Below are 26340 nucleotides of genomic sequence, written 5' to 3'. Positions count from 1 at the left end.
TCGCGGCGCTGCTGCCTGCCGTGGGGTCAGCGGCCGATCTTGTCCAGCTCGGCGAGATCGTCGTCGGAGAGCTGGAGTCCCGCGCCTGCGATGTTCTCCCGCAGGTGTGCCACCGACGAGGTGCCGGGGATCAGCAGGATGTTCGGCGACCGCTGCAACAGCCAGGTCAGGGCGACCGACATCGGCGTCGCGTCCAGCCGGGTGGCCACGGCCGTGAGCGCGGAGGATTGCAGCGGGCTGAAGCCGCCGAGGGGGAAGAAGGGCACATAGGCGATGTCCTGTTCGGCGAGTTCGTCGATCAGCTCGTCGTCCTGGCGGTGGGCGAGGTTGTACATGTTCTGGACGCACACGATCGGCGCGATCGAGCGTGCCTCGGCGACCTGTGCCGTCGTCGCGTTGCTCACGCCGAGGTGCCGGATCAGTCCCTGCTGCTGGAGTTCGACGAGTGTTTCGAACGCTTCGGCGAGCGAACCGGTCACGGGGCCCTGGGCGTCGCCGAGCCGGAGGTTGACCACATCCAGCGTGTCGAGGCCGAGGTTCTCCAGGTTCTCGGTGACTGCCCTGCGCAGCTCTTCGGGCCTGCGCGCCGGGGGCCAGCCGCCCTCCTGGTCGCGGGTCGCGCCGACCTTGGTCACGATGTGGAGCGCCTCGGAGTACGGGTGGAGGGCTTCGCGGATCAACTGGTTGGTGATGTGAGGCCCGTAGACGTCGGCGGTGTCGATGTGGGTGATGCCAAGGCCAACGGCCTCGCTCAGGACGGCGAGTGCGCCGTCGCGGTCGGCGGGCGGGCCCATGACCCAGGGGCCGGCGAGCTGCATGGCGCCGTAGCCGAACCGGGAGACGGTCAGGTCGCCCAGGTTCCAGGTGCCGCCGGGCAGCAGGGCGAAGGGGGTGCTCATGGTGTGCCTTTCGTGTAGAGCCAGGGGATGGTGCCTGACGGCTCCTTGCACCACTATTGGTGTGTAGCTTCTTATCGGGAAGTAGGCACTTCCGAGTTCGTAGGGCACCCGCAGGTGAGAGGAACGGTCCATGGCGACGATGACGGCGGCCCAGCAAAGGGCACAGGCCAAGGTGGAGTACGACGCCTTCGTGGCGGCCTGTCCCAGCCGCAAGCTGCTCGACCGGATCTCCGACAAGTGGGTCACGCTGATCCTGGCCGCGCTCGGCAGCGACAGCGCGCATGAGCCCGGCGCCGACTGCGCCGGCGAGCCCCGGGTGATGCGCTACTCGGAGTTGCAGCGCCTACTGGCCGGCGTCAGCCAGAAGATGCTCACCCAGACGCTGCGCTCCCTGGAGCGCGATGGCCTGGTGTCCCGCACCGTGGTGCCGACCGTGCCGGTCACGGTCTCCTACGAGCTGACCGATCTCGGCCTGTCGCTGTACGAGATGATGCGGGGCCTCAAGGCCTGGGCCGAGGAGCACATGGACGACGTGCTCGCCAACCGCCAGGCCTACGAGACCCGCGTCGCCTGAACCACAACAGGTTGCCGACCAGCGGGATCAGTCTGCGCGTAGGAGGCCAGGCAGATGGGGGCTCAAGGACGTCGCTTCGGGCGCTCGTCCCAGCGGTGGTGGTCCAGCCCGGCGGATCAGGCTGCGAACCGAGGTTCCCCCGGGGTGCGGATGGTTGCCGGCGATGGCCTGATGGGCCATGAGAAGGGAGCCTCTGCGATGGCTGCACCGACGAAGTATCCACCCGAGTTGCGGCAGCGAGCCGTTGCCGCGTACCGCGCCGCCGGCCCGAGGCCGGTGATCCGGCAGATGGCCCGCGACCTCGGGGTGCACCACGAGGCCCCGAGCAACCGGATCCGCCAGGACGAGGCGGACCGAGCGTCGCAACTCCATGATCACGGAGACCTGTGCTCGCCTCACTACCCGGGTGCCGCACCCGCCTATCTGCGCGAGCGACCTACTCGACGTAGGCCGGGATCGGCTCCGACCCCGGGCAGCAGACGGTGTCCTCGTCGGCCACCGGCGTGAGGCAGCCCTCACAGAGCCAGACCGTCTCGGGCTCCACGGGGCCGGAGGCGGACACCTCGTTGTCGCGCACCGTCAGCTGCCAGGTGTCCCAGGACTCCTCGCCCTGCGCCTCGATCACACCGTTGAGCACGTGGTCGAAGGTGAAGCTCTCGAAGCCGGGACCGTCCTGGGCATGCGCGCCGGGCCTCAGGAAGTGGTCGACCAGGTAGGCCATCCACTCGGTGGCGTTGTAGAACTTCTCGTGCCGGTTCCACCCGATGGCGGCGCCGTCGTCCGTGGGCTCCCACTGGCACCACAGGCCGGGTTGGCCCGCCGGGGGCGTGTTGAACCCGCGGATGTCCGCGTCATGGCCCTGCCCCGCGGGGCCGGTGCCGTCGACGTAGTAGGGGCCGTTGGTGCGGTCCATGCGCCGGGTGTCGGCGAACTTCCGCAGGTAGGCGATCTCCTGCCCGTTGAGCGGCGGCTCGACGGCGATCCGGCCGATGAAGGTCGTGGTGTAGCCCATGCCCGGGAGCGTAGCCGGGCCGTCCGACACGCCACCGCCCGACCGTGCCGGCGGGCGTCGCAGTGGAGCGTGCCGGACCGTGGCGCGCCCTCCCGGAACGCGCGGGCCGCGGGTCGCAGCAGGTCGCCGCCCGCGTCTGCGCGACCACCACGGCCCACGACACCGAGCAGTGGGCGCGCCCGGTGGCCTCCCTGCCGTACACCGAGGTGTGCTGATCCGTCAGATGCCGGCCGCGCACGGCTTGCCGTCCGACGTGCGCCCGTCCGAGGGCCGGACGGGCTGCCGGGACAGCCGAACCCGATCGCCGACGGCGCTCTCGGGCCCCACGACGGACGCACCGCCGAGGAGGGGGCGGGATACCCTGACGTGGCGTGACGCCCCGGCGTCCGGCGTCCGGTGTCCGACCGTCCAGCACAGCCGCCAGGGAGGGCCCGGTGTCCGGAGCAACGGCGATCGTCAATGCGCGGGTCTTCGACGGCACGCGGATGCGGGAGTGGACGTCGGTGCGGTTCGCCGACGGCGTCATCACCGACTGCGCCACCGGTCCCACGGCCCGGAACGGCGACGAGGTGATCGACGCGCAGGGCGGCACCGTCCTGCCGGGGCTGATCGACTCGCACATCCACCTGGTGCCCGGTGCTCTGGCACAGGGGCTCGCCTTCGGCGTGACCACGGCGCTGGACATGTTCAGCCCGGCCGACGTGATGGCCGCGGCACGCCAGCAGGCCGGTGCCCGGTCGGACGTGGCCGACGTGCGCTCCGCGGGGATCGGCGCCACGGCGCCGGGCGGGCATCCCTCGACGATGTACGCGCCGTTCCCGACCCTGACCCGTCCGGAGCAGGCCGAACAGTTCGTCGCGGACCGGGTCGCCGAGGGATCGGACTACCTGAAGGTCTTCGGTCCGCCGGGCGCGACGGGGCCGTGGGCGGCGCCGTCGTTGGACCTGGACACGATGACCGCGTTGACCAGGGCGGCGCACGGCCGCGGCCTGGTGGTCGTCGCGCACGTCAACTCCGTGGCCGGGGTCCGCGAGGTCGTGTCCGCGGGCGTCGACGTCGTGGCGCACGTGCCGGTGGACGGTGACCTGGACCGTGCGCTGGCCGAGCGGATCGCCGAGGCCGGGATCGCGGTCGGTCCGACGCTGGCGACCATCGAGAACGTCCTCGGCGATGCGGGCGATGCGGGCGACGGCGCCGTCGCGGGCGGGGCCGCCGTGGTCGCGGACCCGCGACCCGCCGGGACACCGGGAGGGGCGCAGGTGCGGCGGCTGACCTCCGGTGCATCGGAGCAGCGGCCCGGGCGGAGACTGCCGCCCTACTCCCGCGCCGAGGAGAATGTCGGCCGACTGGTCGACGCGGGCGTCACGATCCTGGCCGGCACCGACGCCCCGAACCCGGGAACCGTGTTCGGGGCCAGTCTGCACCGGGAGCTGGAACTGCTCGGCCGCTGCGGCCTGACACCCGCCCGGGTGCTGCACGCGGCGACCGCCGCTCCGGCCCGGGTGTTCAGGCTCGCCGACCGCGGGCACGTCGCACCCGGTGGGCGCGCGGACCTCCTGCTCGTCTCCGGCGACCCGCTGACCGACATCACCGCGATCCGGGCCGTCGAACGGATCTGGCGGGCAGGTGTCCTGTGCGACCGGCGTGCGTTCGTGGTCACCGCGGCCGAGGCGGCAGAACTCGCCGCCTTCGACGCCCGCGTCGCCGAGGCCGTGGCGGCCGTCCGCGGGCGCCGGTACGGAACCGGCCCGGCCCGGGCCGGCTGAGTCCCAGGTCCTCCCGGCGCCGGCCGCCGACCCGTTCCTGGTGGCGCCAGGTCGGGTCGGCCGGGCCGGGCCGGAGGCGACGCCGGTCAGCGCGGGGTGAGGAGGCAGAACTCGTTGCCCTCCGGGTCGGCCAGAACGGTCCAGGTGATGGCGGACTGGTCGATACCGGGGTCGGTGGCACCCAGGGCGCGCAGCCGGGCGTCCTCGGCCGCCAGGTCGTCACCGGGGTAGGGCGCGACGTCGAGGTGGACGCGGTTCCAGTCGCTCTTGGTGTCGGGGGTGCGGACGAACTCCAGGTAGGGGCCGACGCCTTGGGCGGAGCGCATGGTCGCGTGGTCGTCCGCGACGTCGTGCAGCGTCCTGTCCGTCGCCTCGCTCCAGAACCGCGCCATCGCCCGTGGGTCGGTGCAGTCGACCACCACCGCGGCGATCGGCCCGGTGTCCCGGTAGATCGGGCGGGGCTCCAGGACACAGAACTCGTTGCCCTCCGGGTCGGCCATGACCGTCCAGGGGACGTCCCCCTGGCCGACGTCGGCGAGTGTCGCGCCGAGATCCTTCAGCCGCGCGACCAGCTCCGCCTGATGCGCGACGGAGGTGGTGGCCAGATCGAGGTGCACCCGGTTCTTCACCGTCTTGGGCTCCGGGCGGGCGATGATGTCGATGCAGACGGCCACCGGGTCGGGGTAGGAGAAGCCTATCGGTTCGAGGTTGGTCACGCCGGGCCCCTCGCTGTCGACACCCCAACCGAGTGCCTCCGCCCAGAACCGGCCGAGCGCGGAGTCGTCCCCGGCCTTCATGTTGATCTGCACAAGTCGTGTTGCCATGCCGTAGATCCTAGAAGCCGGGTCCTGGTACCGGCTCGCCGCGGCCTCGGGCCGCCGTGCCGTCCTGCCGATCCCGACCTGCGTCGGGTGGTACGGAGGTGGCGGTGCGTCCTGTTGGTCCCCCGTTCCGGGTGACCTGTTTGAGCCGGTGCGCCCGGGGGCGCGCCAGCTTCCACCGTGCGGTGCACTGCCGTTGGATCTCCGCCCGCCGCCGGACGGAGGAATCGACGGCACGCCGGGTGAGGACGTGTGCGAGTCCTGACCGCGCCACGCCGTCAGAGGCGCTGCCACCTGCGATGGTTGACCCGGCGAAGGAGAGGACGATGAACCGTACGCAGGAGCACGGCGCCGTCGGCGGCGTCGCTGATACCCGTGTCTCGCCGCCACCGCTGCTGGCGGCCGGCGAGGAGTGGCCGGCACCCTGGTCCCCACGGTCCCGGCGGATCGCCGGGGCCGTGCGCTGGGCTGTGCGCTTGGGCGAGCTGGCCGACGCCGAGCGGATCGCGGCGGAGCTCCACCAGGACGTCGCCGCCGAACGGGGCCCCGAGCACCCCGAGGCCCTGGCCGTCCGGGAGATCCGGGCCTACCTGGCGCACCTCGGCGGCGACCACCTGCGCGCCGCCCGGCTCTACCGGGAGGTGGCGGCGCTGTGGGCCGGCTCCGGAGCCTCCGCCTACCGGACGGCGACCGCCAACGCCCGGGCCAGCGACGCCCTGGCCGCCGCGGCCGCCCGACCCGGGGCCCCGACGCCCGGTGCTCGGAATCCGGCCGCGGTCCCGGTCGCCACCCTGGGCCCCACCCTGGGCGTGCTGGCGGCGACCGGCAGGGCGGTCGCCGCCCTGGCTGGTCGCCGCACCGTCGTGGTCACCCTGGTCGCGGCCGTCGTGCTGGGCGTCACGGCGGTCCCGCCAGCCGACCGGCCCGGACCCCGGCCGCAGGCGGGGGCACCACCGGTGCTCGCTGCCGTCCCCGTGCTGACCGTGCTGGACCGGATGTCCCCGGTACCCGCCGTCCGCCCGCTGTCCGCCCCGACACCGGATCCGACGCCGGATCCGACGCAGCCTTCCGCGGTGGAGGAGGCGGTACCGGAGGACGGCGACGACCAGGAGCCGGCCGGGCCGGCCGAGCCGGCCGAGTCGCAGGACAGGGGCCCGGCCGTACGGTCCGCCGCACCCGGCAGGCCCGCACCCGACAGGCCCGCACCCGGCCGGAGCGCCGGATCGGGTGCTCGGCCCGCTCGCCCGCGACCGCAGGCACCCGTGAAGCAGCGCCCGACCGTCGGCTCCGGCGGGCAGGGTGACGTCTGTTTGGTCGGAAGCCGGCACGGCCTCCCGCAGTACCTGGTCGACCTCTGCCGCCAGGTGTACGGCAGATGACCGGGCAAGGCTCTGACCAGCGCGGGTTTCCTGGACGGCCTCCCCCGATCGAGGGGCCCGGAATCACAACCCGCCTGGTCAGGCGGCCAGTTCCCGCAGGTCCCGTACGGCCTGCTCGCCGCGGCGCCGGGAGTGAATCGACCGGACCAGGACGGGCGCCCGAGAGCAGGTCGGCCCGGTACGCCGGGCGGACGGCAGTGGCGGCGGCGTGTGTGCCCGGTTGCCGCCCCGTCCCGAAGCGTTACCCGAGCATCCCGCCGCCCAGCACGCGCCTACGTCCGGCATCGAACCCAGCGCCTCGGCCTCCGCCCGGCGGTCGAGCCCATCGATTGCGCCCGTGTCAGCCGGCCGGTCGCGGGGGACTCGGTGGGGTCGACGCGGCGGTCTTCGCCGTCGAGTGCCCGCACTCCGCGCTCGGCTCGGTGACCCACGGGCGCACCGCGACCTGGGTCTGGCCGCACCGCACCCATCCGGACCCCGACGTTGCCCTCACCGTCCTGCTGGCCGCGCCGGGCCATCCTCGTCCACAGCCGGCCCGGCCGTCCGCGGACGGCGGCCGCCGTCGGCGGTCCACAGAGCGAGGAACCGCTCGACATCGCGTTTCAGGACGGGCGGCACGTCGGCCAACTCCGAGACGATCACGCGGACTTCCCGCCGGAGTCCCGGACACTCGCCCCAGACCTCCGCAGACCTGGTGAGTACGGCGGCCAGCAGATCGCCCTCGTACATGTCGCCCTCCGCCAGTGGGTCGACCCGGAGGACCTCCACCGCCCGCGGCAGGAGATGGGCCAGGCCTACGTCCTGCCTGATCAGCAGCCGCATGTCCTCGACCGTCAGGTCGCCGATCGGCCTGCGTCGGAGCTCGCGTACGGTCGCCATCAGCCGGGTTTCGCCGCCCGGCCCGGCCGACCAGCGGTCGTCCTCAAGTTCCTCAAGGGAACTGTCACGGTTCACGAGTCGAGCCACCGGCCGATCGTCCCATGACAGCTCTCGACCGCGGCCTCGCCGGGCGTCTTGCCCGTGACCGACGGCGAGACGGCTGTCGGAAGGCTTCGAACTGCTTCAGGGCGTGTTCGCCGCGGCGTGGGCGTGGGCGTGGGCGTAGGCGCGGACGAGGTCGTGCATGCGCCGGCGCCGGGTTTCGGGGTCCTCGCGGACCAGGCTCGCCCGGGACGAGGCGACAATCCGGGTGCTGACGTCCTTGATCCTGGCGACGCCGGTGACTGCCGCGCCTGTCCCGGTCGACAGGGTCAGCGCCCGGGTTGAGGGCCGGAAGAAGGAACAACTCGGCATGGGCGGGTACCAGCCGCCGGTAGGAGCGCTCCGACACCGCGTGCACCGCCCGCTTCCCCGTCCCTCAGCAGGTCGGGCCGACCGCCGAGATCCTCCACATCGTGCGCCGGCCGACCGGGCTTGAGCGGGCCGACGGACCGGCCGGAACCCGGGACAGTGGCGGCTACCAGTGAGTAGCCTGTGGTCGGCGACTGACGGGAGACAGACGATGACCGGGACCGGTGGCGGGGCCGAGGCGTTCTTCGAACAGCTCTCGGAGGAGCGGTTCGCACCCACCGCGTACACCCGGGGACCGTGGGACGTGGACAGCCAGCACGCCGGGCCGCCCGCGGCCCTGCTGGGCCGGGCGGTGCTGCTGCGCCCGGGCGCCCGGGAGGACCTGCGGGTGGCCCGGATGACGTTCGAGATCCTGCGTCCGGTGCCGCTGCGGCCGCTGACCGTGGCCACCCGGGTCCTGCGGGCGGGGCGCAGCGTGGAGTTGGTGGGGGTCTCGCTGGCGGTGGACGGCGGCACCGAGGTGATGCGGGCGACCGCGCTGAGCATCCGCACCGCGCCCGGCTCGGTGCCGGAGGTCGCGGGGGAGCCCGTGGTGGCTCCGGTCGGGCGTTCCCGGCCGGCGCCGTTCTTCGCGGTGCCCTGGGAGCAGGGGTACCACAGCGCCATGGAGTTCCGGTTCGCGGCCGGGTCGTTCCTGGAGCGGGGGCCGGCCGCCTGCTGGTTGCGGATGCGGGTGCCCCTGGTGGCCGGGGAGAAGACCGACCCGCTGGAGCGGGTGTTGGTGGCGGCGGACTCCATCAACGGGGTCAGCAACGAACTCGACTTCACCTCCCACCTGTTCGTCAACCCGGATCTGACGGTGAACCTGCACCGCCATCCTGTCGGCGAGTGGGTCTGCATCGATGCCCGGACCGCCGTCGCCCCGGACGGGATCGGCACGGCGGAGGCCGGGCTCCACGACGAGCGGGGCCCGATCGGCCGCGCCGCGCAGAGCCTGTTCGTCGCCGCCCGCGGCTGACGGCACCCGAGCCCGGACGCTTAGGCCGGGCGTCCCTTCGTGAGGAAGAAGCCGATGTCACGTCAGTTCGAGATCGAGGAGTCCGTCCTGGTCGATGCCGCTCCCGAGACGCTCTACGGGTTGGTGGCGGACCTGCGGGCGATGGGACGGTGGAGTCCGGAGTGCCGCCGGGTGTGGCTGTCGGGGCCGGCGGCCCGGCCCGGCACGCGGTTCCTCGGGTTCAACCGGCGGGGCCTGTTCGTGTGGTTCACCACGGGCCGGGTGACGGTGGCCGCACCGGGCGTCGAGTTCACGTTCGACGTGGACGTGCTCGGCCTGCCGATCGCGCGCTGGCGATACCGCTTCGAGCCCGTGGGCACCGGCACCCGGGTCACCGAGCGCTGGCAGGACCTGCGCACCGGCCGTGGCGCCCGCGCCGCCGAACTGCTGGGCCTGGTCTTCGCCGGCACCGGCCCCGCGCGCCGCATCGAGGTCAACCGCGCCGGCATCCGCACCACCCTCGCCCGACTGGCCACGGCCGCCCCGGCTGTCTGACCCGCCCACGGGCGCGCGCCGCCCGCGTGTTGCCGCCGGCCTCCCGGCGCCGTGCAGGCGTTGTCCGCCGGACCCGTCGTCCCGTACCGCGGTGCTCGTCGCGCAACGCGCGGACCCTCACCGGTCCGGTCGTCCCTGCCGCCCGGGAAGGACGACCGGAGGAACGCGGGATCGCCGAACCGGCGCCGGGGCGAGGCCGAACGCCCACGGTTGCCCGGTCACGGATGATCCGGCAGCTCCGCACGAGGCCCGGCGCGTCCGGTGGGTCAGGCGGTCTCCTGCACCGGCAGCGCCGCCACCATCGGATGGTCCTTCTCGATCAGGCCGAGTTTCGCGCTGCCGCCGGGGGAGCCGAGGTCGGTGAAGAACTCGGCGTTCGCGGTGTTGAACGGCCGCCACGGCTGCGGGGTGTCGTCCTCGAAGTAGATCGCCTCGACCGGGCAGACCGGCTCGCAGGCGCCGCAGTCGATGCATTCGTCGGGGTGGACGTAGAGCATCCGCTGCCCCTGGTAGATGCAGTCGACGGGGCACGCCTCCAGGCATGCCTTGTCCTTGACGTCCACACAGGGCTGGGCGATCACAAACGTCATCGGGCGGCCGTCCTCTCGGGTCGGTGCTGATTGCCGCTCTGGCGCAGCCGACCGTAGGGCCTCAAGTAAGCTTGAGGTCAACAGGAGGTCACCCATGACGACCCACCAGCCCGGCGGAGCCGGCGCCACCCCCGACGACTGGCTGGCCATCGGCGACGTCAGCGCGCGGACCGGGGCGGCGGTGTCCGCCCTGCGGTTCTACGAGGAGCTCGGCCTGATCGCGTCCGAACGCGACGGGCGCAACCAGCGCCGCTACCCCCGGCACATGCTGCGCCGGGTCGCCCTCATCTCGGTGGCGAAACGGATCGGCATCCCGCTGCAGGACCTCCGCGAGGCGTTCGCGGACGTACCGCTCGACCGGCCGCCGAGCCACCAGGAGTGGCAGCGCGCCTCGCGCGGCTGGAAGCGCCGCCTGGAGGAACGCCGGCAGACCATCGAACGGCTGGAGGCCGAACTCACGGGGTGCATCGGCTGCGGCTGCCTCTCGATGAAGGCCTGCGCCCTGCTGAACCCCGGCGACGCACTCGCCGAGGACGGTGCCGGCCCCCGACGCCTGTGAAGCCGGGAACCGCCGTATCCGTCACCCGCGCGTGAACCCACCGCTGGATCCGACAGAAACCCGAACGCGCGGCGTAGCCCCGGCGGTGACCGCCAACGCGGGACCGGGCCGGGTCGGATCGCCCGGCCCCTGGGTCGCCCACCCGCCCGCCGTCGCAGGGTCGCCCGCGGTGCCGCTTGCTTCGATCCGGAGCCTTGAGCCCGCCCGCCGGCCGGCTCGGGCGACCGAAATCCTGCGGGAGCGGGGACCGGCAGGTTTGGTCCGAGCCCGAAAGGTTCGGTTGTCGCCGTGATCATGTTCTGTTGACCTTGGATCAGGTCCACCGGAGCCCCGGTGAGCCTTTGGAAGACAGGAGACATCGTGAATCCCCGCAATGAACTGCCCGCCGTCACGCCCACCCCGAAGGCCCGCCGCACCTCGCGCTCGACGCGCGCCGGGCTCATGGCGGCCTGCGGCGCCCTTGCCGTGCTCGGCAGCGTCGCCGCCGCCACCGCGCACGAGTCCGGAAAGGGCGCGGACGACCGGAACACCGGAGTCTCGCACCTCGCCCAGGGCTGGAAGCTGCGCTACTGACCTCGGGCACCTGACCCGAGACGCTGCCGCCAGCGCTGTCCCGGTACGGGACCCGGCGCCGGACCGGCCGAGGTTCAGCGGCTGAACGGGTAGCCGCCGGTGGCCGTCACAACGACGGCCACCGGCGTGGCGGTGGCCCGGACCACCGGCTCCCGCGGGTGGCCACCCGGGCCGCTCACCCTGCTCCGGGGAGCCCTGGACCAGGACCTCGCCCGACCCCGAACCGGCCCGGGGGAGGGCATCAAGGTGCCGCGCGCGGCTCGCCGTGCTGTCCGCCCCGCCACACCCGCCGCGCAGGTAGGCGGTGACGACGGCTCCACGATGTACCGCCGGGCCGCCGGCGTGGCGGGAACGCCGGCCCGTTCGGTTGCCCGGGAAGTCCGTCGGCACCTGGCTCGCGGCATGGACCAGGTTCCGGCACGCCGCATGCGCATCCGGGAACGGCGTCGGCCGTTGCCACGAAGCAGATTTCCGGCCGGCGAGCCGGACGACGCGCGACTGCCCCCTCGGAAACTGGAACCGGGACCGGGGCTCCTCGCCCTCGCCCTCGCCCGGGAGACCCCCCATGAGGGAGCCGTCACGGGGGGAGCGGGATTCGAGGGGTGGGCCCGCGAAAGGCTCGGCCGCGCGGGCCGGCGAGGCGGTCGGCCGGGTCGCCCGTGGGCGTGTCAGGGGGTGGGGGCGGCGGAGGCCACCCGCTGGTCCCTGTACGGCGCGATCGTGGTGGCCGCCCGCGAGGCTTCCCCCTCGTCGATCCGGGCGGTCCAGGTGGGGGCGCGGACGATGGCTTCCAACTTCTCCAGACTGACGGGCGGTTGCTCGGTGAGGACGGTCTCCCGCCGCGCGTCCATGAGACTCGTGGTGCTGGCGGTGATGCGGACGCCGTCCGCGCGCAGCAGGTCGGCACCGCGTTGGATCTGGGCGAAGACCCGTCCCTCCCAGACCAGCAGCCGGCTGCCGTCGGGCAGCACGGTGGACTGGCAGGAGGTCATCGGGCCGCGGGAGGCGCAGGCGTAGAAGTCGTCGGTGCCGGCCGGGTGTTTCGGATCGCTGGTCCAGTCGGGTCCGACCGTCACCCCGATGGTTGCGGATCCGTGGCCGTTGTCGTACGTCACCTCGCCGCGTACCTCCGGCCGGCTCTGGCCGGGCGAACCGTCGCTCCCGCTGAACGCGCCGATCGGGGAGCCGGGCGGGAGCAGCGCGATCAGCTTTCGACGGCTGCCCGCCCGGTCAGCGGCACGGTGCCGGCCGCAGTGCTCCCGGCCGCGGTGCTCCCGGCGGCCGGGCGGGTCGGCTGGGCGGCCGCGGTCGTCGCCGGCGCGACCGACGGGTGCACGTGCGGCAGTAGCAGCACGCCGCCGGCGGCCAGTGCGCCGACCGCGGCCGCCGTCGCGATGCGCCGTCGTCGGCGGATCGCCCCGCCTTCGGCAGCCGCGCCGGCGGTCAGCGCCGCCAGGTCCGGTGCCGCCCCGCCGACCGCCCGCCCGAGCGCTTCGCGCAGGTCCTGTCCGTCCCGGTCCGATCCGTCCATGCCCTCGTCCTCTCCTGGGTCCGTCACGATGAGTCGTCCTTCACGATGGGTCGTCCTTCACGATGGGGCGGCGGGTCCGGCCGAGCGGCTACCCACCGAGGCCGGCCAGCTGTTCCCCCAGCTGTGCCCGTAGCCGGTTCAGGGCCCGTAGGCTGCGGACCCGTACCGCGCCGACGCTCAGGCCGAGTTCGGCAGCGGTCTCCTCGGCGCTGCGGTCCTCCCAGTAGCGCAGTCCCAGGACTGCGCGGTCGCGGGGCGGGAGCAGAGCCAGGGCCGCGAGCAGGGTGATCCGCAGGCTGTGGTCCTCGGTGGTGGCCTCCTGCTCGGGCAGTTCGCCGATGGCGGGCCGTTCTCCCGAGCGCCGCAGACGCTGGTGCGAGAGGTAGGTACGGACCAGGACGCTCCGTGCGTACGCCTCCGGGCTGTCGGCCCGCCGCACCCGACCCCAGGAGGAGTAGATCCGGGCGAGGGCGCTCTGGGTGAGGTCCTCGGCCAGGTGCCAGACTCCGCACAACAGGAGCGCGGTGCGAAACAGCGCGGTTCCCCTCGTATGGGCGAATTCCTCGAACTCCCGTCGGCTGTCCGCCCCGTGCCTGCTGCCGATCACGCGTGTCGTCCCCTCTGGTGCCGTCTTCCGGGAGGTAGACGCGCGAGGCCCGGCAGCGCGTTACGGGCTCCGACAGGAAAGTCCGGCCTGAGCGTGAGGCGGCGGAGTCCGCTGTGGCCTCGCGGTGACGGCCGGATCGGCCGCTTCTGCCCTTCGATGCACCGGCGGACGCCACCGGCCCCGACGATCACCTGGTCGAGGTGCGCCACGAAGGCGGTCGGATCTCCGACGGACACGACGATCCGGTGCTCTGCTTGTGATTTATCCACTCTCGTCTTCGTCAGCGGAACAGGCGATCGTGGTGATCATCATGCGGAAGACTGTGTGCGTGACGCTTCCTACTCGGCTTGCCGCTGCTGAAGAGATCTACGATCACCTCATTGATCAGCTCAACCTCGCCCTGCGCCGGCCTGGGCTGTACGGGGCCGAGGCGGCTTTTCGGATCCTGATTGACCACCTGCTGTTCGTCGAGCGCCAGCCCGAGGCGTGGAACCAGCTGAAGCAGAGTTGGGAAGAGCAGGGGCTCTGGACCCCCATCGGCCCCAGCGGGGCCTTCCAGGATGTCTTCCCCGCACAGGCTGACTGCTACGAAGTCGCCTCGGTATACGCGTAGTTCGCACAGCGACGCGGCTGGCTCAAGCCCGATAGGGTTCTCACAGCTGAGGAGTACGAGGCCCTCACCGGCCGAGTCCGGGGGTGGGCCGCTGTTGACCGCACCTGGGCTGACGTGGCGGCGGAGTTCGGCCCTCCCTCGGTGCTGTTCGGAGGGAACAATCCTCTGTACGGGAAGACGCTCGGCTACCTCTCGGAGGATCCGCAGCAGCCGACGGTGGTCTTCCACCTGTGGAACGGCAGCGAACCGGGGGCCGAACCGTGGCCGCCCGAGCATGCACAACCGTTGCTCCTCGCAGTGCGTTTCGGCGGCGGCTCGTTCCGCGGATCGTTGACCTTCACTCCCGAGGGCGAGCGGAGAAAGCCGACGATCGGGGATCCTTGCCTGTCGCAGTAGCGGTCCGACGGCGAGTGCAGGTCACCACATGGGTATTTCCAGGCCAGCGGATCCGCCCCGCATGATTCTGGACCTCCAAGAGGTACAGGACTCGACGCGAAGGCCGTGCCGGTGAGCGTGGTGGAACAGGGCGTGCTGGGCGATCCGCTTGCGGAACTGTCACGCTTCCGGGGGTCTTCTACGACTGCCTGACCGGTCGGCCTGACGCGCTGTTCGAGCTCACCGACGCGGGGCTGTGCACCGACGGCCCGGGGGCGAGCCGGACGCGGCGGCCGTGCAGGTCACCGACCGCTACGGCACCGCACACGCGACGGCCTGGGACCGCCTGCACCCAGGCTCACGACCCGCTCCGCGTGGATCGACCGCGACTGCGAAATCCCTGTCGTCGAGAGGACGTTGATCCGACTGGAGGTCGACCGCCCGAGCGGCGGCGGAGACCCGCTGCCGCTCCGACTGCGGTCCTCCACCACCGGCCTGGCTGACCGAGGCCGCGTAGGTGCCGACGTCGACCTGCGCTGGCAGGCGTTCCTCCGGAGATTCGACCTGGAGCACACGCTCCGCATAATCAAGCAGACGCTCGGCTGGACCCGCCCCTGCCCGAGTCCGCCGAGCGTTCAGGAACCTCCGCTCGACCTTGCCCTGCCCAGCCCGTGCACCCAATCCCACCCGGCCCGGCCCCGGAAGACCGACCGGCTCGAAGAACCGACACCCCGCCACCCGTTACGACGTGGGAAAAACCGTCGGAAGCCCCGAGAGCATCATCGAGCGCGACCGGGCCAGACCATAAAGCACAAGCTGACTGCCTGTGCGCGATCCCCGGCGGACCTGGTCGGGCGTCGTCGCTGGGCCGAGGCCGGTGGGCCGACCGCGCCGACTGCAATGGAGCCGGTACGGCGGGACCATGGTTCGACCCCATCGGTAGGTCGAAGCCCGGGCCCTCCTCCGTCCGTGCCCGGCGCGCAGCTCACTGGGACCGGTGCCGGGCCCGAAGCCCGTTACGTCTCGGCCGAGTTGCTTTCGAGGTCATCCCGGCGATTGCTGGATCCGGGACCGAGGCATCCCGGTGGACCCCGTGCTCTCCCGTCGTTGTCCCGGTAGGTTGCCGACATGGCCGTGAATTTGGACGAACTCGACTGGACGATCATCAGGCAGCTGCAGCAGGAGGCCAGGATCTCCCTCAGCGAGCTGGGCCGGCGGGTGAGCCTGAGCCCGTCGGCGACCACGGAACGGGTGCGGAACCTGGAGGCGCTGGGTGTCATCACCGGCTACCGGGCCGAGGTGGACCTGGCCAAGGTGGGCTACCCCGTACTCGCCGTCGTCCGGCTGAAGTACCCCGGCAACCGCCACGAACCGCTGCGCCGGTTGCTCGCCGAACGCCGGGAGATCCTGGAGTGCCTGCGCACCACGGGCGACGACTGCTACACCCTGAAGGTGGCCGCGACCTCCATGGAGCACCTGGAGACCCTGATGGACGAACTGGCCGGCTTCGGCAGCACGACCACGAGTGTCGTCTACAGCCAGACCCTGCCCTACCGCGGACCCGACCGGCCCTGACCCGCCCTCACCTCGACCGGCCCATCCTGTTCCGACCCGACCGGTCGCGCGTGCGAGGGTATGCCATGTCGATCGGGACGGCGGGGCCGCGGCCGGTTGCGAGGTCGGCCCTGAATGCTTGATTTCGTCGCGGGCGGACCGCGTAGACCTCGCTGGTCGGTGAGGGTCCGGGTGAACTGCCCCCGAGCCGGCGGGCTCAGCGGCACACGGTGCGCAGGGCCGGGACGCAGTCCGCGGCACGGCGCTGCGGGTCGGCGTCGGTGCTGGCCCAGGCGATCCGGGCGTCCGGCCGGATCAGGACGGTGGTGACGTCACGCCAGATCGGCTCTGCCGCAGGTGTGTTGACGGTGGCGGACCGCTGTTCGACGCCACCGGCTGCGCACGGTGTCCGTGTCCCGCCGAGGTCCTGCAGCAGGGGCCGGCCGTGGTGCATCAACGGGTGGGCGGTGGGTGCGTCGGTCGTGGCGAGTGCGAGGCCGGCCAGCCGGGTGCCGTTCAGGGGGTGGGCGCCGGCTTCGGGGTCGGCGGGGAGCGGGTCGGCGAAGCCGGCGATCCGGTGGGCCCACCGGCGGTTGGTCTCCGGTTCGGCCAGTGCGGCGGACAGGACCTCGCGCAGTGCGATCTGCTCCGGGCTCGCCGCGGCGAACAGGGCGAGCTGTGCACGGGTGTTGTCGATGACGGCGCGGGCGGCGGGCCGGCGCTCCGCGTCGTAGCTGTCGAGCAGTCCGGCGGGCGCCCGGTCCTGGAGGGTGGCGGCCAGTTTCCAGCCCAGGTTGGTGGCGTCCTGGATGCCGACGTTCATCCCCTGTCCGCCGGCCGGGAAGAACATGTGGGCCGCGTCCCCGGCCACCAGCACCCGGCCGGACCGGTACGACGTGGCCTGGCGGGTCGCGTTGCCGTAGCGGGACAGCCAACGGGGGTTGTGGATGCCCAGGTCGCGTCCCAGCAGCGCGCGCGTCTGTTCCCGTACCTCCGTCAGGGTCAGCGGCTTGTCGGTGCCGTGGTGCATGGTGGCCGTGGAGACACCCGCGAGCCGGTGGACGCCGTCGCCGATCGGCGCCGCCAGGAACGACCCGGCCGGACCGACGGCGGAGAGCGGGCCGGCCGGCGGGTCGTCGAGCTCGACGTCCGCGAGCCAACCGGTCAGGGTGGTGTCCTGGCCGGGGAAGTCGATGCCGGCGGCCTGTCGTACCGCGCTGCGGGTGCCGTCGCAGCCCACCACCCAGCGAGCCCGTACGGTCCGGTGGGTGCCGCCGGCGCGGATGGCCACCTCCACGCAGTCCGGCCCCTGGGTGAGCGAGACGACCTCCTCGCCGCGCAGCACCCGGGCGCCGGCCGCCACTGCGTGCTCCTCCAGGAGCTGTTCGGTGACGGACTGTCCGAGCGCCAGCATGAACGGGTGGACGGCCCCCACCGCGGAGAACTCCAGCCGGGTGGTCGCCGCACCGAAGTGGCCGGTCGGTACCGGGGTGCCGCGTTCGATGAACCGTTCCGCGAGCCCGCGGGTGGCGAAGGTGTCCAGGGTGCCGGCCTGCATGCCGACCGCACGGGACCGTCCGTCGGGCTCCGTCCGCCGTTCCACGACGGTCACGTCCACTCCGTGCAGGCGGAACTCCGCGGCGAGCCAGAGTCCGACCGGGCCGGCCCCGGCGATGAGCACGTCGAGCATGGCAATCACTTCCTTGAGGTCTTGTCCATCGGACAACTGGGCTGGGAAGGCCGACCGAAGGGCGCATCGGATGGGTACGACACGGGCCGAGATCGTCACCGCCACCCTGGTGGTCCTCGACGAGCAGGGGCTGGACGGACTGACCATGCGCGCCGTCGCGGCCCGGCTCGGCGTGCAGCACAACACCGTCCGCTGGCACGCATCCAACAAGAGCCGCCTGCTCGAACTGGCCTCCGACGAACTCCTCGCGCACTGCCTCGACGAACCGCTGCCCGAGGCCTTTCCTGCCCGGCTCAAGGAGTTGAGCCGCCGCTGCCGCGCCGCGTTGCTCTCCCACCGCGACGCGGCCAGGATGGTCGCGGGCGTCTTCGCCGCCGAGCCGCACACGCTCCGCTACGCCGACACCGTGATCGCCACCCTGCTGGCCGCCGGCCACACACCGCGTACGGCCGCGTGGACCCACTGGTCGATCTTCTACCTGACCCTGGGCCTCACCCAGGAACAGCAGGCCGCCCAGGAGACCGAGCCGTCCCTCCTCCCGGAGCAGGCTCCCGCCGACACCTACCCGGCCCTGGCGGCGGTCCTGCCGCACGTCGGACCCGACAGCTTCGACCCACGCTTCGACTTCGCCCTCGACCTGATCATCGCGGGCCTGCCCCGAGCCGGGGGCGCGGTCGGCCGGTAGCGCTTCGTCAGGTGGTGTCGTACGCCTGCCGGGGGGAGTTGTCGGCAAGTCTGCCAACGGCGCCCTCAGGGCCGGTTCGGGCTCGAACAGTATGGCGGTCGCACAATACGCTTGTCACGCCATCGCGGGTCACGCCGTCGTGCCCCACCCCGCCGTGCGTCACCCCGCCGCGCGGCGTGCCCGGGCGGCGCGGCGGCCGGCGGGCGGGGTGGGGTCGGCGCTCCAGACGGAGACGGGGTTGCCGAGCCAGCGGGTGGCGCCGGGCACGCTCTCACCGCGCATGACCAGGGAGGCAGGTCCGACGACGGTGCCGGCGCCGAGGGAGGAGTTGAGCAGCACGACGGAGTGCGGGCCGGTGGTGGAACCGGGACCGAGGTGGACGGTGCCCAGGCGCATGACGCGGTCGTGGAAGAGGTGGGTCTGCAGGACGGTGCCGCGGTTCACGCTGGCGCCGGCCTCGATGGTGACGAGGTCGCTCTCGGGCAGCCAGTGGGTCTCGCACCACACGCCGCGTCCGATGCGCGCGCCGAGGCTGCGGAGCCAGACGTTGAGGTACGGGGTGCCGGTGATGCTGGAGCCGCCGAACGGCATGGCGAGTTCCTCGACGAAGGTGTCGTAGAGCTCGTTGCGCCAGACGAAGGGCGACCAGAGTGGGTGTTCGGCGGTGCGGAAGCGCCCGACGAGCAGCCACTTGGCGGCGGTGGTGACGGCGAGGGCGATGACGGCGGCGGCGCCGAGGACGAGACCTGCGGCGGCCAGGGTGGCGGCGAGGCCGTAGTCGTTGCGCAGTTCCTGGAGGGCGAGCAGCACGAGGTCGGCCAGCAGGGCGGCCAGGATGACGGGCAGCAGGCGGCACAGCTCGACGCCGGCGCGTGCCCACATCAGGCGCTGGGGCGGGTCGTAGGTGCGGGCCTCGCCGCCGGTGACGGCGACGCGGGGCAGCGCGAAGGCGGGGCGGCCGAGCCAGGAGGAGCCTTCGGGGGCGTGGGCGGGGGTGTCGGACAGGACGCCGACGAGGGAGCCCGCGGGCAGGTGGCGGCCGGGGCCGACGATGCCGGAGTTGCCGACGAAGGCGCGCCGTCCGACGTGGGAGGGGCCGAGGTGCAGCCAGCCGCCGCGGATCTCGTAGGGGGCGACGAGGGTGTCGTCGGCGAGGAACGCGCCGTCGTCCACGTGCATCAGTCCGGGCAGTCCCAGGACGGTGGACGCCTCGACGCGCCGGCCGACTTGGGCGCCGAGCAGTCGCAGCCACAGCGGGGTGAAGAGGCTGGCGTAGAGGGGGAAGAGGGTGCGCCGGGCGGTGTCGGCGAGGCGGTGGACGGCCCAGGCGCAGAAGGCGACCTTGCCGTGGGCGGGGTGGTGGCCGGGGCGCAGGGGGAGGGAGAGGAGGCGGACGGCGAGCGCGATGAGGGCGGCGTGGCAGAGGAGGGTGAGGGCGGCGAGGGGGACGGTGGCGGGCAGGAGCTGGAGGACGACCTGACCGAGGCTGCGGTCGGTGTCGATGATCGGGTAGATGATCGCGAGGGCGGGCAGGGCGGCGATGATCGGCAGGAGGCCGAGGAGGGCGAGGCCGATCTCGTAGGCCGGGCCCCAGCCTCGCGAGCGCGGTGCCGTGCCCGGGGCGGGCCAGTGGGAGGTGAGGGTGTCGGGGGCGGGCCGGGCCGGGGAGCCGTGCCAGTGTTCCCGGGCGGGCACGAGGCCGGTGACGCAGGATCCGGGGGCGATGTCGGCGCCGGCGCCGATGCGGGCGCCGGGCAGGAGGGTGGCGCGGGTCGCGACGCGGGCGCCTTCTCCGACCGCGGTGTGGCCGAGGTGGAGGAGGTCGCCGTCCAGCCACCAGCCGGCGATGTCGACCTCGGATTCGAGGACGGCGCCGGCGCCCAGGCGGGCGAGTCCGGTGACGGGGGGCAGGGTGTGCAGGTGGACGCCGGGGCCGACCCGGCAGCCGAGGGCGCGGGCGTAGCGGGTGGCCCAGGGGGTGCCGGTGAGGGCGCTGACGCCGAGGAGGGTGACGGTGCGCTCCGCGGCCCACAGGCGCAGGTGGACGTGGCCGCCGCGGGGGTGGCTGCCGGGGCGGACGCCGAGGGTGAGCAGGCGGGCGGCGCCGGCTGCGAGGAGGGTGCGGCCGGGGGCGCTGTAGAAGAGGAGGAGGCCGGCGGCGACGGGCTGCCAGGGGGAGTGCGGGGCCCAGGGCAGGTGGGCGCCGGTGAGGTCGTCGAGGGCGGTGAGCACGAGGACCCAGCGCAGACCCGCGAGGGTGAACAGGCCGAGCAGGGCGAGGGTCTGCCACAGGCCGGAGCCGGCGGGGGTGAGGCGCACGGTGCGTTGGGCGGTGGGAGCCTGTTCGCGGGGGCCGTCGTGGGCCGGTGGGGGAGCGAGGGTGTCCAGGTGGGCGGCGAGCGCGCTGAGGACGGGGTGGGCGTACAGGTCGGCGACGGAGACGCCCGGGTAGTGGGTGCGCAGTTCGGAGGCGAGGCGGGCGGCGGTGAGGCTGGAGCCGCCGAGCGCGAAGAAGTCGTCGTCGGCGCCGGGAGCCGTGCCGAGCAGGCGTTCCCAATGGGCGGCGACCCGGCCGACGGTGCCGTCGAGGGGGCCTGCGGTGGCCGTGTCCTGGGTGCCGGTGGTGGGGAGCGGCCAGGGCAGGGAGCCCCGGTCGACCTTGCCGGAGGTGCGGGTGGGCAGCGAGTCGACGAGGGCGAGGACGGGTACGAGCGGGGCGGGCAGGCGTTCGAGTAGGTGCCGGCGGGCGGTTGCGAGGTCGGGGGTGGTGCCGGGCCGGGCGACGAGGTAGCCGACGAGCAGGTCGGCGCCCGCGGGGGTCCTGCGGACGGCGGCGGCTGCCGCGCGGATGCCCGGCAGGGCCTGGAGGGCGGCGTCGATCTCGCCGAGTTCGATGCGCCGGCCGCCGAGTTTGACCTGGTCGTCGGCGCGGCCGAGGAAGACCAGGCCTTCGGGGTCGTTGCGCACGAGGTCGCCGCTGCGGTAGACGCGCGGGGAGGCGAGGGCGGGGTGGGCGGTGAACTTCTCGGCGTCCTTGGCGGGGTCGAGGTAGCGGGCGGTGCCGATGCCGCTGATCAGCAGTTCGCCGGTCCGGTACCAGGGGACGGGATGGCCGGCCCGGTCGACGACGGCGATCTCCCAGCCGTCCAGGGGCGTGCCGATGCGCACCGGCTCGCCGGGCAGCATGCGGGCGGCGGTGGCGACGACGGTGGTCTCGGTGGGGCCGTAGGTGTTCCAGAACTCGCGGTGGGGCGTGGCCAGGCGTTCGACGAGTTCGGCGGGGCACGCCTCGCCGCCGACGATGATCAGGCGCACGGCGTCCAGGCATTCCTGCGGCCACAAGGCGAGCAGGGTCGGGACGGTGGAGACGACGGTGATGCGGCGTTCGACCAGCCAGGGGCCGAGGTCGGTGCCGGCCTTGACGAGCGAACGGGGGGCGGGCACCAGGCAGGCGCCGTGGCGCCAGGCCAGCCACATCTCCTCGCAGGAGGCGTCGAAGGCCACCGACAGGCCGGCCAGGACGCGGTCGCCGGGCCCCAGGGGGCGGTCGCGGAGGAACAGGCGAGCCTCGGCGTCGACGAAGGCGGCGGCGCTGCGATGGGTGACGGCCACGCCCTTGGGTCGTCCGGTGGTGCCGGAGGTGAAGATGATCCACGCGTCGTCGGTCGGGTCGGGCCGGGCCGGGTGTCCGCCGGGGCGGGCGTCCGGTCTGGCCACCAGCCGGCGGTCGGCGCCGATGACGGCGCAGGCCCGGGCGTCGCCGAAGACCATTTCGGCTCGCTCGTCGGGGTCGTCGGCGTCGACGGGCACGTAGGCCGCGCCGCAGCGCAGCACCGCGAGGATGGCGACGTACAGGTCGGCGGTGCCGGAGGGGATGCGCACGCCGACCCGGTCGCCGGTGCCGATGCCGTGGCCCGCGAGGACGCCGGCGAGGGTGTCGACCTCGTGCAGCAGGGTGCGGTAGTCGAGCACGGCGGTGCCGGTGTCCAGCGCGGCCGCGTGGGGGTCGGCGTCGGCGGTGGCGGCGATGATGTCGAGCAGGGTGCGCGGCCGGGCGGGCTGGGCCACCGGCCAGCCGGCCGCCCGGCCCGGGTGGGGGCGGTGCAGCGTGTCTGAGCCGGCGGTGTCCTGGCGTACGTCCATAGAGGGGTCGTTCCTTGGCTCTGTCCTGGGGCGGGTTTCCTGGGGTCAGGGGTGCCACGTGCACATCGGCACGTGCGGGCGCGGGCGGATGTCACCTGGGGTGACGCCCATTCACCATGACTCGGACAGGGAGCCATCGGGCGCACGGGAGGGCAATCGAAGGGAATTCTCATGATCCGTGTCGTCGGAACCGGCGGAGGAGCGACTCGATTGCCGAGCCCGGCCCTGGGGCCGTCTGCGCTGGTGAGAGGTGGTGGGCGGAGCGGGCTCAGGGGGGTCGCGGCGTCGACGGACACGGGAGAGTGAGCTCCTTCTGTCAACGCGCTCGCGGAATTGAGCACGCTTTGCTCCCGCGGAATCGACCCTCCGGTGCGGTTCGGCCGCGGTGTGCGTGCGGTCGCTCTCGGTGAGGGGTCCGCGCGGTTGGCGGGTGCGGAGGGCGTGATCGGTGTACGACCTGAACTCCCCTGCCACGTACGGACGAACGCCCCCACCCCGGTTCGCGGGTAGGAGGACGGCAAAGGATCCGTTGCGAGATCGGCACACGCCGGCCCGAGGCGCACGCACGATGAGCGACAAGGCATCGCCCGGACCGGCCCGATGCCGCCGGCTACCGGTACGACGATCCGTCAGGCTGGTTCCGCGTCCCGCGCGATGGCGTCCAGGGCTCGCTGCTGGGTCTGCGCGAGCGGGTCGAAGACGAGGCGGCGGACCTCCCCGACATGGCCGGGGGCGGTGGCGACGACCTTGCCCCAGTCCGTCGGGGCGTCGTACGCGAGGGCGCCCGAGGCGGGCCGGGCGGCCGCGAACCCACCCGGACGGCACTCCCGGTCGAGGTGCTGGACGACCCGCGGCGCCCGCTCCGGGGCCGCCTCGCGGCGACCCCGGAGCGGGCGCCCGGCCCGGTGGGTGTCTACGCCGTGGCGATCGCGGGGTCGCTGACCCCGGGTGCCCCGTTCTCCACGTGTCCGGCGAACCGTCGCAGGAATGACGGGTCGTTCCCGGAGGTGACGGTCAGGTCGTACCAGCGGCGGCTGGCCGCGAGGTCGATGGTGTGCCGCACGCTGCTCCCCGGTCGCACCGGGAGGTCGACGGGCCGGCCGCCGTAGCCGTTGGTGATCTTCAGCCTGGCCGTGCGGGAACCGTTGTTGGTGACGGTGAGTTCGAGGTCGTCGCCGGCGTGTCGGGCGGTGACCTCCGGCGCGGCCGTGCCGGCGTGGCCCCGGAAGTCCCGCAGGAAGCCGTTCGGCCCGTGCACGGAGAGATCGTAGACGCCGTTCGACCGGGCCGTGTCCCAGGTGCCGGAGATGGTCCGGCCGGCCTCCGTGGTGTAGCTCCAGGGGCCGTCGGCGCGGTTGCCCGAGGTGACGAGGAAGGCGGCTCCGGCCGTGGCACCGGAGGCGAAGGTGAGGGTGAACGTCCCGGCCGCGCGGTCCTGGCAACCGTCGACGTGGGGGCGGTACCCGAGCGGGCGGCTGGGCCGGTGGCCGCGCTCCTGCCGTGGCATGGCGGGACTGGCGGGCGGTGTCGGGACGTAGGCGGGGTGAGACGTGTGGTCCGGCGGCCGGTAGCCGGTCGTGTCCGGGAGCGCGGCCGGGCGGGTGTCCGTGCGGGTGAAGTCGAACGCGGTGGTCAGGTCACCGCAGATGGCCCGCCGCCAGGGGGAGATGTTCGGTTCGCGCACACCGAAGCGGCGCTCGATGAACCGGATGACGGAGGTGTGGTCGAAGGTCTCGGAGCAGACGAACCCGCCCTTGCTCCACGGGGAGACGACGATCATCGGCACCCGTGGGCCGAGGCCGTACGGGCCGGCCACCTGGCTGCCGGCGCCCTTGAACAGGTCGGGTCCGACGTCCACGGTCGAGGCGCCCTGGGCGGTGGAGGCCGGCGGGAAGGGCGGGATCGCGTGGTCGAAGAAGCCGTCGTTCTCGTCGTACGTGATGAACAGGGCCGTCTTCGCCCACACCTTCGGGTTCGAGGTGAGCGCTTCGAGCACCTGGGCGATGTACCAGGCGCCGTAGTTGGCGGGCCAGCTGGGGTGCTCCGTGAACGCCTCGGGAGCGGCGATCCACGAGACCTGGGGGAGCGTGCCGCCCTTGACGTCGGCCTTCAGCTGGTCGAAGAATCCCTCGCCCCGGCGGGCGTCGGTGCCGGTGCGTGCCTGGTCGTGGAGCGGTTCGCCGAGCCGGGCGTTCTGGTACTGCTTGAAGTAGAGGAGCGAGTTGTCGCCGTAGTTGCCACGGAACGGGTCACCGATCCACCCCCAGGAGCCGTTCGCGTCCAGGCCGTCGCCGATGTCCTGGTAGACCTTCCAGGAGATCCCGGCCGCCTCCAGGCGCTCGGGGTATGTGGTCCAGGCGTAGCCCGCCTCGTCGTTGCCGAGGACCGGACCGCCGCCCTGCCCGTCGTTGCCCGTGTAGCCCGTCCACAGGTAGTAGCGGTTCGGGTCGGTCGAGCCGATGAACGAGCAGTGGTAGGCGTCGCAGATGGTGAAGGCGTCGGCGAGCGCGTAGTGGAAGGGGATGTCGTCGCGGGTCAGGTACGCCATCGTGGTGGACCCCTTGGACGGCACCCACCTGTCGTACTTGCCGCCCGCGAAGGCCGCGTGGCCGTCGTTCCAACCGTGCGGCAGGTCCTGGAGGAACGCCATGCCGAGGTCGTCGGCGTCCGGGTGGAACGGAAGGAGGTCCTTGGTGCCGTCCGACTGGTACCAGACCGGCTTGCCGTCCTGCCGGGTGACGATCGGGCGGGGGTCGCCGAAACCGCGAACGCCGCGGAGGGAGCCGAAGTAGTGGTCGAAGGACCGGTTTTCCTGCATGAGGACGACGATGTGCTCGACGTCCTCGATCGATCCCGTGCGGTGGTTCGCGGGCAGCGCGGCGGCGCGCTGGATGCTGTTGGAGAGAGCGCCGAATGCTGCTGTGGCGCCCGCGAGTTGGATGAACCGGCGCCGGTTGACTTCGTGCATGGGTGAAGGATCTCCCATTCCGGTGTGCGGGGTTGTCGGAACGTGATCGATGCTGCTGGATGGAGCTGTCCGTGCGTGTGTACGTCAGGGGAACTTCCGATGACCTTCGAGGCTCGGGCCCGACCCGCGGACCGCCCGTGAGGTCCCGGACGGCCCCGCGGCGTCCCGAGGCCCGAAGCCGTCCCCGTTGACGTGGCCGGTGGTGGAGCAGGGGTGGGGAGACGACTTGGCCCCTTTGGGCTCGATGAACATCGGGTCGAATGCGCTGCCCGGGGCCGTGCCGAGGATCGTCTGGTTGATGCAGCAGCTCTTCCCATCGCCGGCGGCAGCACCGGCAACCCCTTCGGCCTCTTCCTCGGCATCACCAGGCGCTACGCCGGCGTCTGGGCCGAGGACGTCTACCTCGCGCTCACCGTCACGGTCGCACACCGATCGGCCGGCGCCCGGCGAGCCATGGCCGACCCCCGGGCCGTGGAGCCCTCGGACCCGAGCCGGCCCGGAGCAACCACGCACCGGGGGTGGCCCGATGAACCGATACCGGTAGGGCAACCCGGAGGAAGTGTGAAGGCCCAATCCGGTCGCCTGCCGGCCCCGAAAGCGGTGAGAGGGCCTTCTGTGGCTCCTCGGGATGGGAGCATCACATGGACTCGGTTCGACTGGTCACCACGATCGACGCAGACGGCGGCCCGGAGGGCTTCGCGCTGATGGTCCGGCACGGCCCGATCACCGACCCGCGCCTCTCGCTCGCCGACCTGGGCCTGTACCTGCGGTGCCTGTGGCTGCACGACGTGTGCGGTGACCTGGGCGACGTGGACTGGGTCGTCCGGGAGCTCAGGACACCGGCGGAGGAGACCCGGGCGGGGCTGCGCCGCCTGGCGGACGCGGGGTACGTCGAGATCCTGGGGCCCGGGCCCGGGCCCGGGCCCGGGGCCGTCGGCCTGAAGAGGGCCGGCTTGCAGGCCGAGGCCGTCCGCACGGCTGCGGCGGAACCCCGCAGCCTGTTCAGCGACGCGGAGTTGGCGATCGTCGCCCGCTTCGTGGCCCTGACCGAGGAGCGCGCCGGGCGTGCGTCGCGGCACCGCAACTGATCACTGTGCCGAGCAACATCGAGGGGACCGCGCCGAGTTGAAACGGCAGCCCGGCGCCCAGCAGCCCTGCC

25 protein-coding genes and 1 pseudogene are annotated in these 26340 nt (G+C 73.0%); 14 read left to right on the top strand and 12 right to left on the bottom strand.

The genetic code is table 11. The features are described 5' to 3' along the window. Window positions 1-26: 26 nt before the first annotated feature. A complete protein-coding gene (locus ACIOFR_RS22985; protein WP_401000134.1) occupies window positions 27-899 on the bottom strand; it encodes an aldo/keto reductase family oxidoreductase in 873 nt (290 codons plus the stop codon). Between the two features lie 130 nt (window positions 900-1029). Between ACIOFR_RS22985 and ACIOFR_RS22980 the strand changes: the two genes are divergently transcribed. Continuing rightward, window positions 1030-1473 (top strand): winged helix-turn-helix transcriptional regulator, encoded by a 444-nt coding sequence (locus ACIOFR_RS22980; protein ID WP_401000132.1) that lies wholly within the window; start codon window positions 1030-1032, stop codon window positions 1471-1473. Between the two features lie 436 nt (window positions 1474-1909). Here ACIOFR_RS22980 and ACIOFR_RS22975 read toward each other — a convergent pair whose 3' ends face one another. Then, complete coding sequence (locus ACIOFR_RS22975; RefSeq protein WP_401000130.1) at window positions 1910-2485, bottom strand: hypothetical protein; 576 nt, start codon at window positions 2483-2485, stop codon at window positions 1910-1912. A gap of 62 nt (window positions 2486-2547) precedes the next feature. Between ACIOFR_RS22975 and ACIOFR_RS22970 the strand changes: the two genes are divergently transcribed. Then, on the top strand, window positions 2548-2700 hold the full coding sequence (locus tag ACIOFR_RS22970; RefSeq protein ID WP_401000128.1) for a hypothetical protein: 153 nt from the start codon (window positions 2548-2550) through the stop codon (window positions 2698-2700). 219 nt (window positions 2701-2919) lie between these two features. Beyond that, on the top strand, window positions 2920-4251 hold the full coding sequence (locus tag ACIOFR_RS22965) for an amidohydrolase family protein (protein WP_401000126.1): 1332 nt from the start codon (window positions 2920-2922) through the stop codon (window positions 4249-4251). 86 nt (window positions 4252-4337) lie between these two features. Here the strand turns inward: ACIOFR_RS22965 and ACIOFR_RS22960 are convergent, their stop codons facing one another. Continuing rightward, window positions 4338-5075, bottom strand: a complete 738-nt coding sequence (locus ACIOFR_RS22960; RefSeq protein ID WP_401000124.1) for a VOC family protein — start codon at window positions 5073-5075, stop codon at window positions 4338-4340. Between the two features lie 323 nt (window positions 5076-5398). On the opposite strand from ACIOFR_RS22960, the gene ACIOFR_RS22955 reads away from it, so the two are divergent. Beyond that, window positions 5399-6451: a hypothetical protein gene (locus ACIOFR_RS22955; RefSeq protein ID WP_401000122.1), complete on the top strand. Its 1053-nt coding sequence runs from the start codon at window positions 5399-5401 to the stop codon at window positions 6449-6451. 489 nt (window positions 6452-6940) lie between these two features. Here ACIOFR_RS22955 and ACIOFR_RS22950 read toward each other — a convergent pair whose 3' ends face one another. Together ACIOFR_RS22950 and ACIOFR_RS22945 are read right to left on the bottom strand one after the other, a co-directional pair. Next, on the bottom strand, window positions 6941-7417 hold the full coding sequence (locus tag ACIOFR_RS22950) for a contact-dependent growth inhibition system immunity protein (protein ID WP_401000120.1): 477 nt from the start codon (window positions 7415-7417) through the stop codon (window positions 6941-6943). 96 nt (window positions 7418-7513) lie between these two features. Beyond that, on the bottom strand, window positions 7514-7744 hold the full coding sequence (locus tag ACIOFR_RS22945) for a hypothetical protein (protein WP_401000118.1): 231 nt from the start codon (window positions 7742-7744) through the stop codon (window positions 7514-7516). 208 nt (window positions 7745-7952) lie between these two features. Here ACIOFR_RS22945 and ACIOFR_RS22940 point away from each other — a divergent pair, with 208 nt between their 5' ends. Both ACIOFR_RS22940 and ACIOFR_RS22935 read left to right on the top strand, forming a co-directional pair. Further along, the gene (locus tag ACIOFR_RS22940; protein WP_401000116.1) at window positions 7953-8759 is read left to right on the top strand and encodes a thioesterase family protein; all 807 of its coding nucleotides are present in this window, start codon (window positions 7953-7955) and stop codon (window positions 8757-8759) included. A gap of 54 nt (window positions 8760-8813) precedes the next feature. Next, window positions 8814-9293, top strand: coding sequence for an SRPBCC family protein (locus tag ACIOFR_RS22935; protein WP_401000114.1), 480 nt, complete (start codon window positions 8814-8816; stop codon window positions 9291-9293). A 266-nt stretch (window positions 9294-9559) separates the two neighbouring features. Here the strand turns inward: ACIOFR_RS22935 and fdxA are convergent, their stop codons facing one another. Further along, entirely contained in the window at window positions 9560-9883 is a 324-nt protein-coding gene (fdxA, locus tag ACIOFR_RS22930) for a ferredoxin (RefSeq protein WP_401000112.1), read from the bottom strand. 94 nt (window positions 9884-9977) lie between these two features. Here fdxA and soxR point away from each other — a divergent pair, with 94 nt between their 5' ends. Continuing rightward, complete coding sequence (gene soxR, locus ACIOFR_RS22925; protein ID WP_401000110.1) at window positions 9978-10442, top strand: redox-sensitive transcriptional activator SoxR; 465 nt, start codon at window positions 9978-9980, stop codon at window positions 10440-10442. 360 nt (window positions 10443-10802) lie between these two features. Beyond that, window positions 10803-11015: a hypothetical protein gene (locus ACIOFR_RS22920; protein WP_401000108.1), complete on the top strand. Its 213-nt coding sequence runs from the start codon at window positions 10803-10805 to the stop codon at window positions 11013-11015. 668 nt (window positions 11016-11683) lie between these two features. On the opposite strand, the gene ACIOFR_RS22915 is transcribed toward ACIOFR_RS22920, so the two are convergent. The 3 genes from ACIOFR_RS22915 to ACIOFR_RS22905 form a co-directional block, all read right to left on the bottom strand. After that, a complete protein-coding gene (locus ACIOFR_RS22915) occupies window positions 11684-12130 on the bottom strand; it encodes a hypothetical protein (RefSeq protein ID WP_401000106.1) in 447 nt (148 codons plus the stop codon). Window positions 12131-12219: 89 nt separating this feature from the next. Next, window positions 12220-12573, bottom strand: coding sequence for a hypothetical protein (locus ACIOFR_RS22910; RefSeq protein ID WP_401000104.1), 354 nt, complete (start codon window positions 12571-12573; stop codon window positions 12220-12222). 61 nt (window positions 12574-12634) lie between these two features. Continuing rightward, window positions 12635-13150, bottom strand: a complete 516-nt coding sequence (locus ACIOFR_RS22905) for a SigE family RNA polymerase sigma factor (protein WP_401000274.1) — start codon at window positions 13148-13150, stop codon at window positions 12635-12637. A gap of 301 nt (window positions 13151-13451) precedes the next feature. Here ACIOFR_RS22905 and ACIOFR_RS22900 point away from each other — a divergent pair, with 301 nt between their 5' ends. The 4 genes and pseudogenes from ACIOFR_RS22900 (at window position 13452) to ACIOFR_RS22885 (ending at window position 15716) form a co-directional block, all read left to right on the top strand. Then, on the top strand, window positions 13452-13766 hold the full coding sequence (locus ACIOFR_RS22900; RefSeq protein ID WP_401000102.1) for a hypothetical protein: 315 nt from the start codon (window positions 13452-13454) through the stop codon (window positions 13764-13766). A gap of 114 nt (window positions 13767-13880) precedes the next feature. Then, a complete protein-coding gene (locus ACIOFR_RS22895; protein WP_401000100.1) occupies window positions 13881-14162 on the top strand; it encodes a hypothetical protein in 282 nt (93 codons plus the stop codon). A gap of 253 nt (window positions 14163-14415) precedes the next feature. After that, a pseudogene (locus ACIOFR_RS22890) lies at window positions 14416-14949 on the top strand (transposase); the annotation flags it as partial. A 320-nt stretch (window positions 14950-15269) separates the two neighbouring features. Next, window positions 15270-15716 (top strand): Lrp/AsnC family transcriptional regulator, encoded by a 447-nt coding sequence (locus ACIOFR_RS22885; RefSeq protein ID WP_401000098.1) that lies wholly within the window; start codon window positions 15270-15272, stop codon window positions 15714-15716. A 196-nt stretch (window positions 15717-15912) separates the two neighbouring features. Here ACIOFR_RS22885 and ACIOFR_RS22880 read toward each other — a convergent pair whose 3' ends face one another. Beyond that, window positions 15913-17385 carry an FAD-dependent monooxygenase gene (locus ACIOFR_RS22880; RefSeq protein ID WP_401000096.1) on the bottom strand — a complete coding sequence of 491 codons (1473 nt, stop codon included), beginning with the start codon at window positions 17383-17385 and terminating at the stop codon, window positions 15913-15915. A gap of 70 nt (window positions 17386-17455) precedes the next feature. Between ACIOFR_RS22880 and ACIOFR_RS22875 the strand changes: the two genes are divergently transcribed. Continuing rightward, window positions 17456-18070, top strand: a complete 615-nt coding sequence (locus ACIOFR_RS22875) for a TetR/AcrR family transcriptional regulator C-terminal domain-containing protein (protein ID WP_401000094.1) — start codon at window positions 17456-17458, stop codon at window positions 18068-18070. A 159-nt stretch (window positions 18071-18229) separates the two neighbouring features. Here the strand turns inward: ACIOFR_RS22875 and ACIOFR_RS22870 are convergent, their stop codons facing one another. Together ACIOFR_RS22870 and ACIOFR_RS22865 are read right to left on the bottom strand one after the other, a co-directional pair. Further along, a complete protein-coding gene (locus ACIOFR_RS22870) occupies window positions 18230-22213 on the bottom strand; it encodes a Pls/PosA family non-ribosomal peptide synthetase (protein WP_401000092.1) in 3984 nt (1327 codons plus the stop codon). A gap of 913 nt (window positions 22214-23126) precedes the next feature. Continuing rightward, window positions 23127-25181: a phosphocholine-specific phospholipase C gene (locus tag ACIOFR_RS22865; protein WP_401000090.1), complete on the bottom strand. Its 2055-nt coding sequence runs from the start codon at window positions 25179-25181 to the stop codon at window positions 23127-23129. 641 nt (window positions 25182-25822) lie between these two features. On the opposite strand from ACIOFR_RS22865, the gene ACIOFR_RS22860 reads away from it, so the two are divergent. Beyond that, entirely contained in the window at window positions 25823-26269 is a 447-nt protein-coding gene (locus ACIOFR_RS22860) for a hypothetical protein (protein ID WP_401000088.1), read from the top strand. Window positions 26270-26340: the final 71 nt, after the last annotated feature.

It is taken from the genome of Kitasatospora sp. NPDC088346, from assembly GCF_044740765.1.
Classification (GTDB): domain Bacteria; phylum Actinomycetota; class Actinomycetes; order Streptomycetales; family Streptomycetaceae; genus Kitasatospora.
This window is presented reverse-complemented; position numbering and strand designations above follow the sequence as displayed.

Bases quoted from the DNA above. Each gene is read 5' to 3' on its own strand.
- ACIOFR_RS22985 (WP_401000134.1), bottom strand. From the start codon at position 899: ATGAGCACCCCCTTCGCCCTGCTGCCCGGCGGCACCTGGAACCTGGGC.
- ACIOFR_RS22980 (WP_401000132.1), top strand. From the start codon at position 1,030: ATGGCGACGATGACGGCGGCCCAGCAAAGGGCACAGGCCAAGGTGGAG.
- ACIOFR_RS22975 (WP_401000130.1), bottom strand. From the start codon at position 2,485: ATGGGCTACACCACGACCTTCATCGGCCGGATCGCCGTCGAGCCGCCG.
- ACIOFR_RS22960 (WP_401000124.1), bottom strand. From the start codon at position 5,075: ATGGCAACACGACTTGTGCAGATCAACATGAAGGCCGGGGACGACTCC.
- ACIOFR_RS22955 (WP_401000122.1), top strand. From the start codon at position 5,399: ATGAACCGTACGCAGGAGCACGGCGCCGTCGGCGGCGTCGCTGATACC.
- ACIOFR_RS22945 (WP_401000118.1), bottom strand. From the start codon at position 7,744: ATGCCGAGTTGTTCCTTCTTCCGGCCCTCAACCCGGGCGCTGACCCTG.
- ACIOFR_RS22940 (WP_401000116.1), top strand. From the start codon at position 7,953: ATGACCGGGACCGGTGGCGGGGCCGAGGCGTTCTTCGAACAGCTCTCG.
- ACIOFR_RS22935 (WP_401000114.1), top strand. From the start codon at position 8,814: ATGTCACGTCAGTTCGAGATCGAGGAGTCCGTCCTGGTCGATGCCGCT.
- fdxA (WP_401000112.1), bottom strand. From the start codon at position 9,883: ATGACGTTTGTGATCGCCCAGCCCTGTGTGGACGTCAAGGACAAGGCA.
- soxR (WP_401000110.1), top strand. From the start codon at position 9,978: ATGACGACCCACCAGCCCGGCGGAGCCGGCGCCACCCCCGACGACTGG.
- ACIOFR_RS22885 (WP_401000098.1), top strand. From the start codon at position 15,270: ATGGCCGTGAATTTGGACGAACTCGACTGGACGATCATCAGGCAGCTG.
- ACIOFR_RS22880 (WP_401000096.1), bottom strand. From the start codon at position 17,385: ATGCTCGACGTGCTCATCGCCGGGGCCGGCCCGGTCGGACTCTGGCTC.
- ACIOFR_RS22875 (WP_401000094.1), top strand. From the start codon at position 17,456: ATGGGTACGACACGGGCCGAGATCGTCACCGCCACCCTGGTGGTCCTC.
- ACIOFR_RS22870 (WP_401000092.1), bottom strand. From the start codon at position 22,213: ATGGACGTACGCCAGGACACCGCCGGCTCAGACACGCTGCACCGCCCC.
- ACIOFR_RS22865 (WP_401000090.1), bottom strand. From the start codon at position 25,181: ATGCACGAAGTCAACCGGCGCCGGTTCATCCAACTCGCGGGCGCCACA.
- ACIOFR_RS22860 (WP_401000088.1), top strand. From the start codon at position 25,823: ATGGACTCGGTTCGACTGGTCACCACGATCGACGCAGACGGCGGCCCG.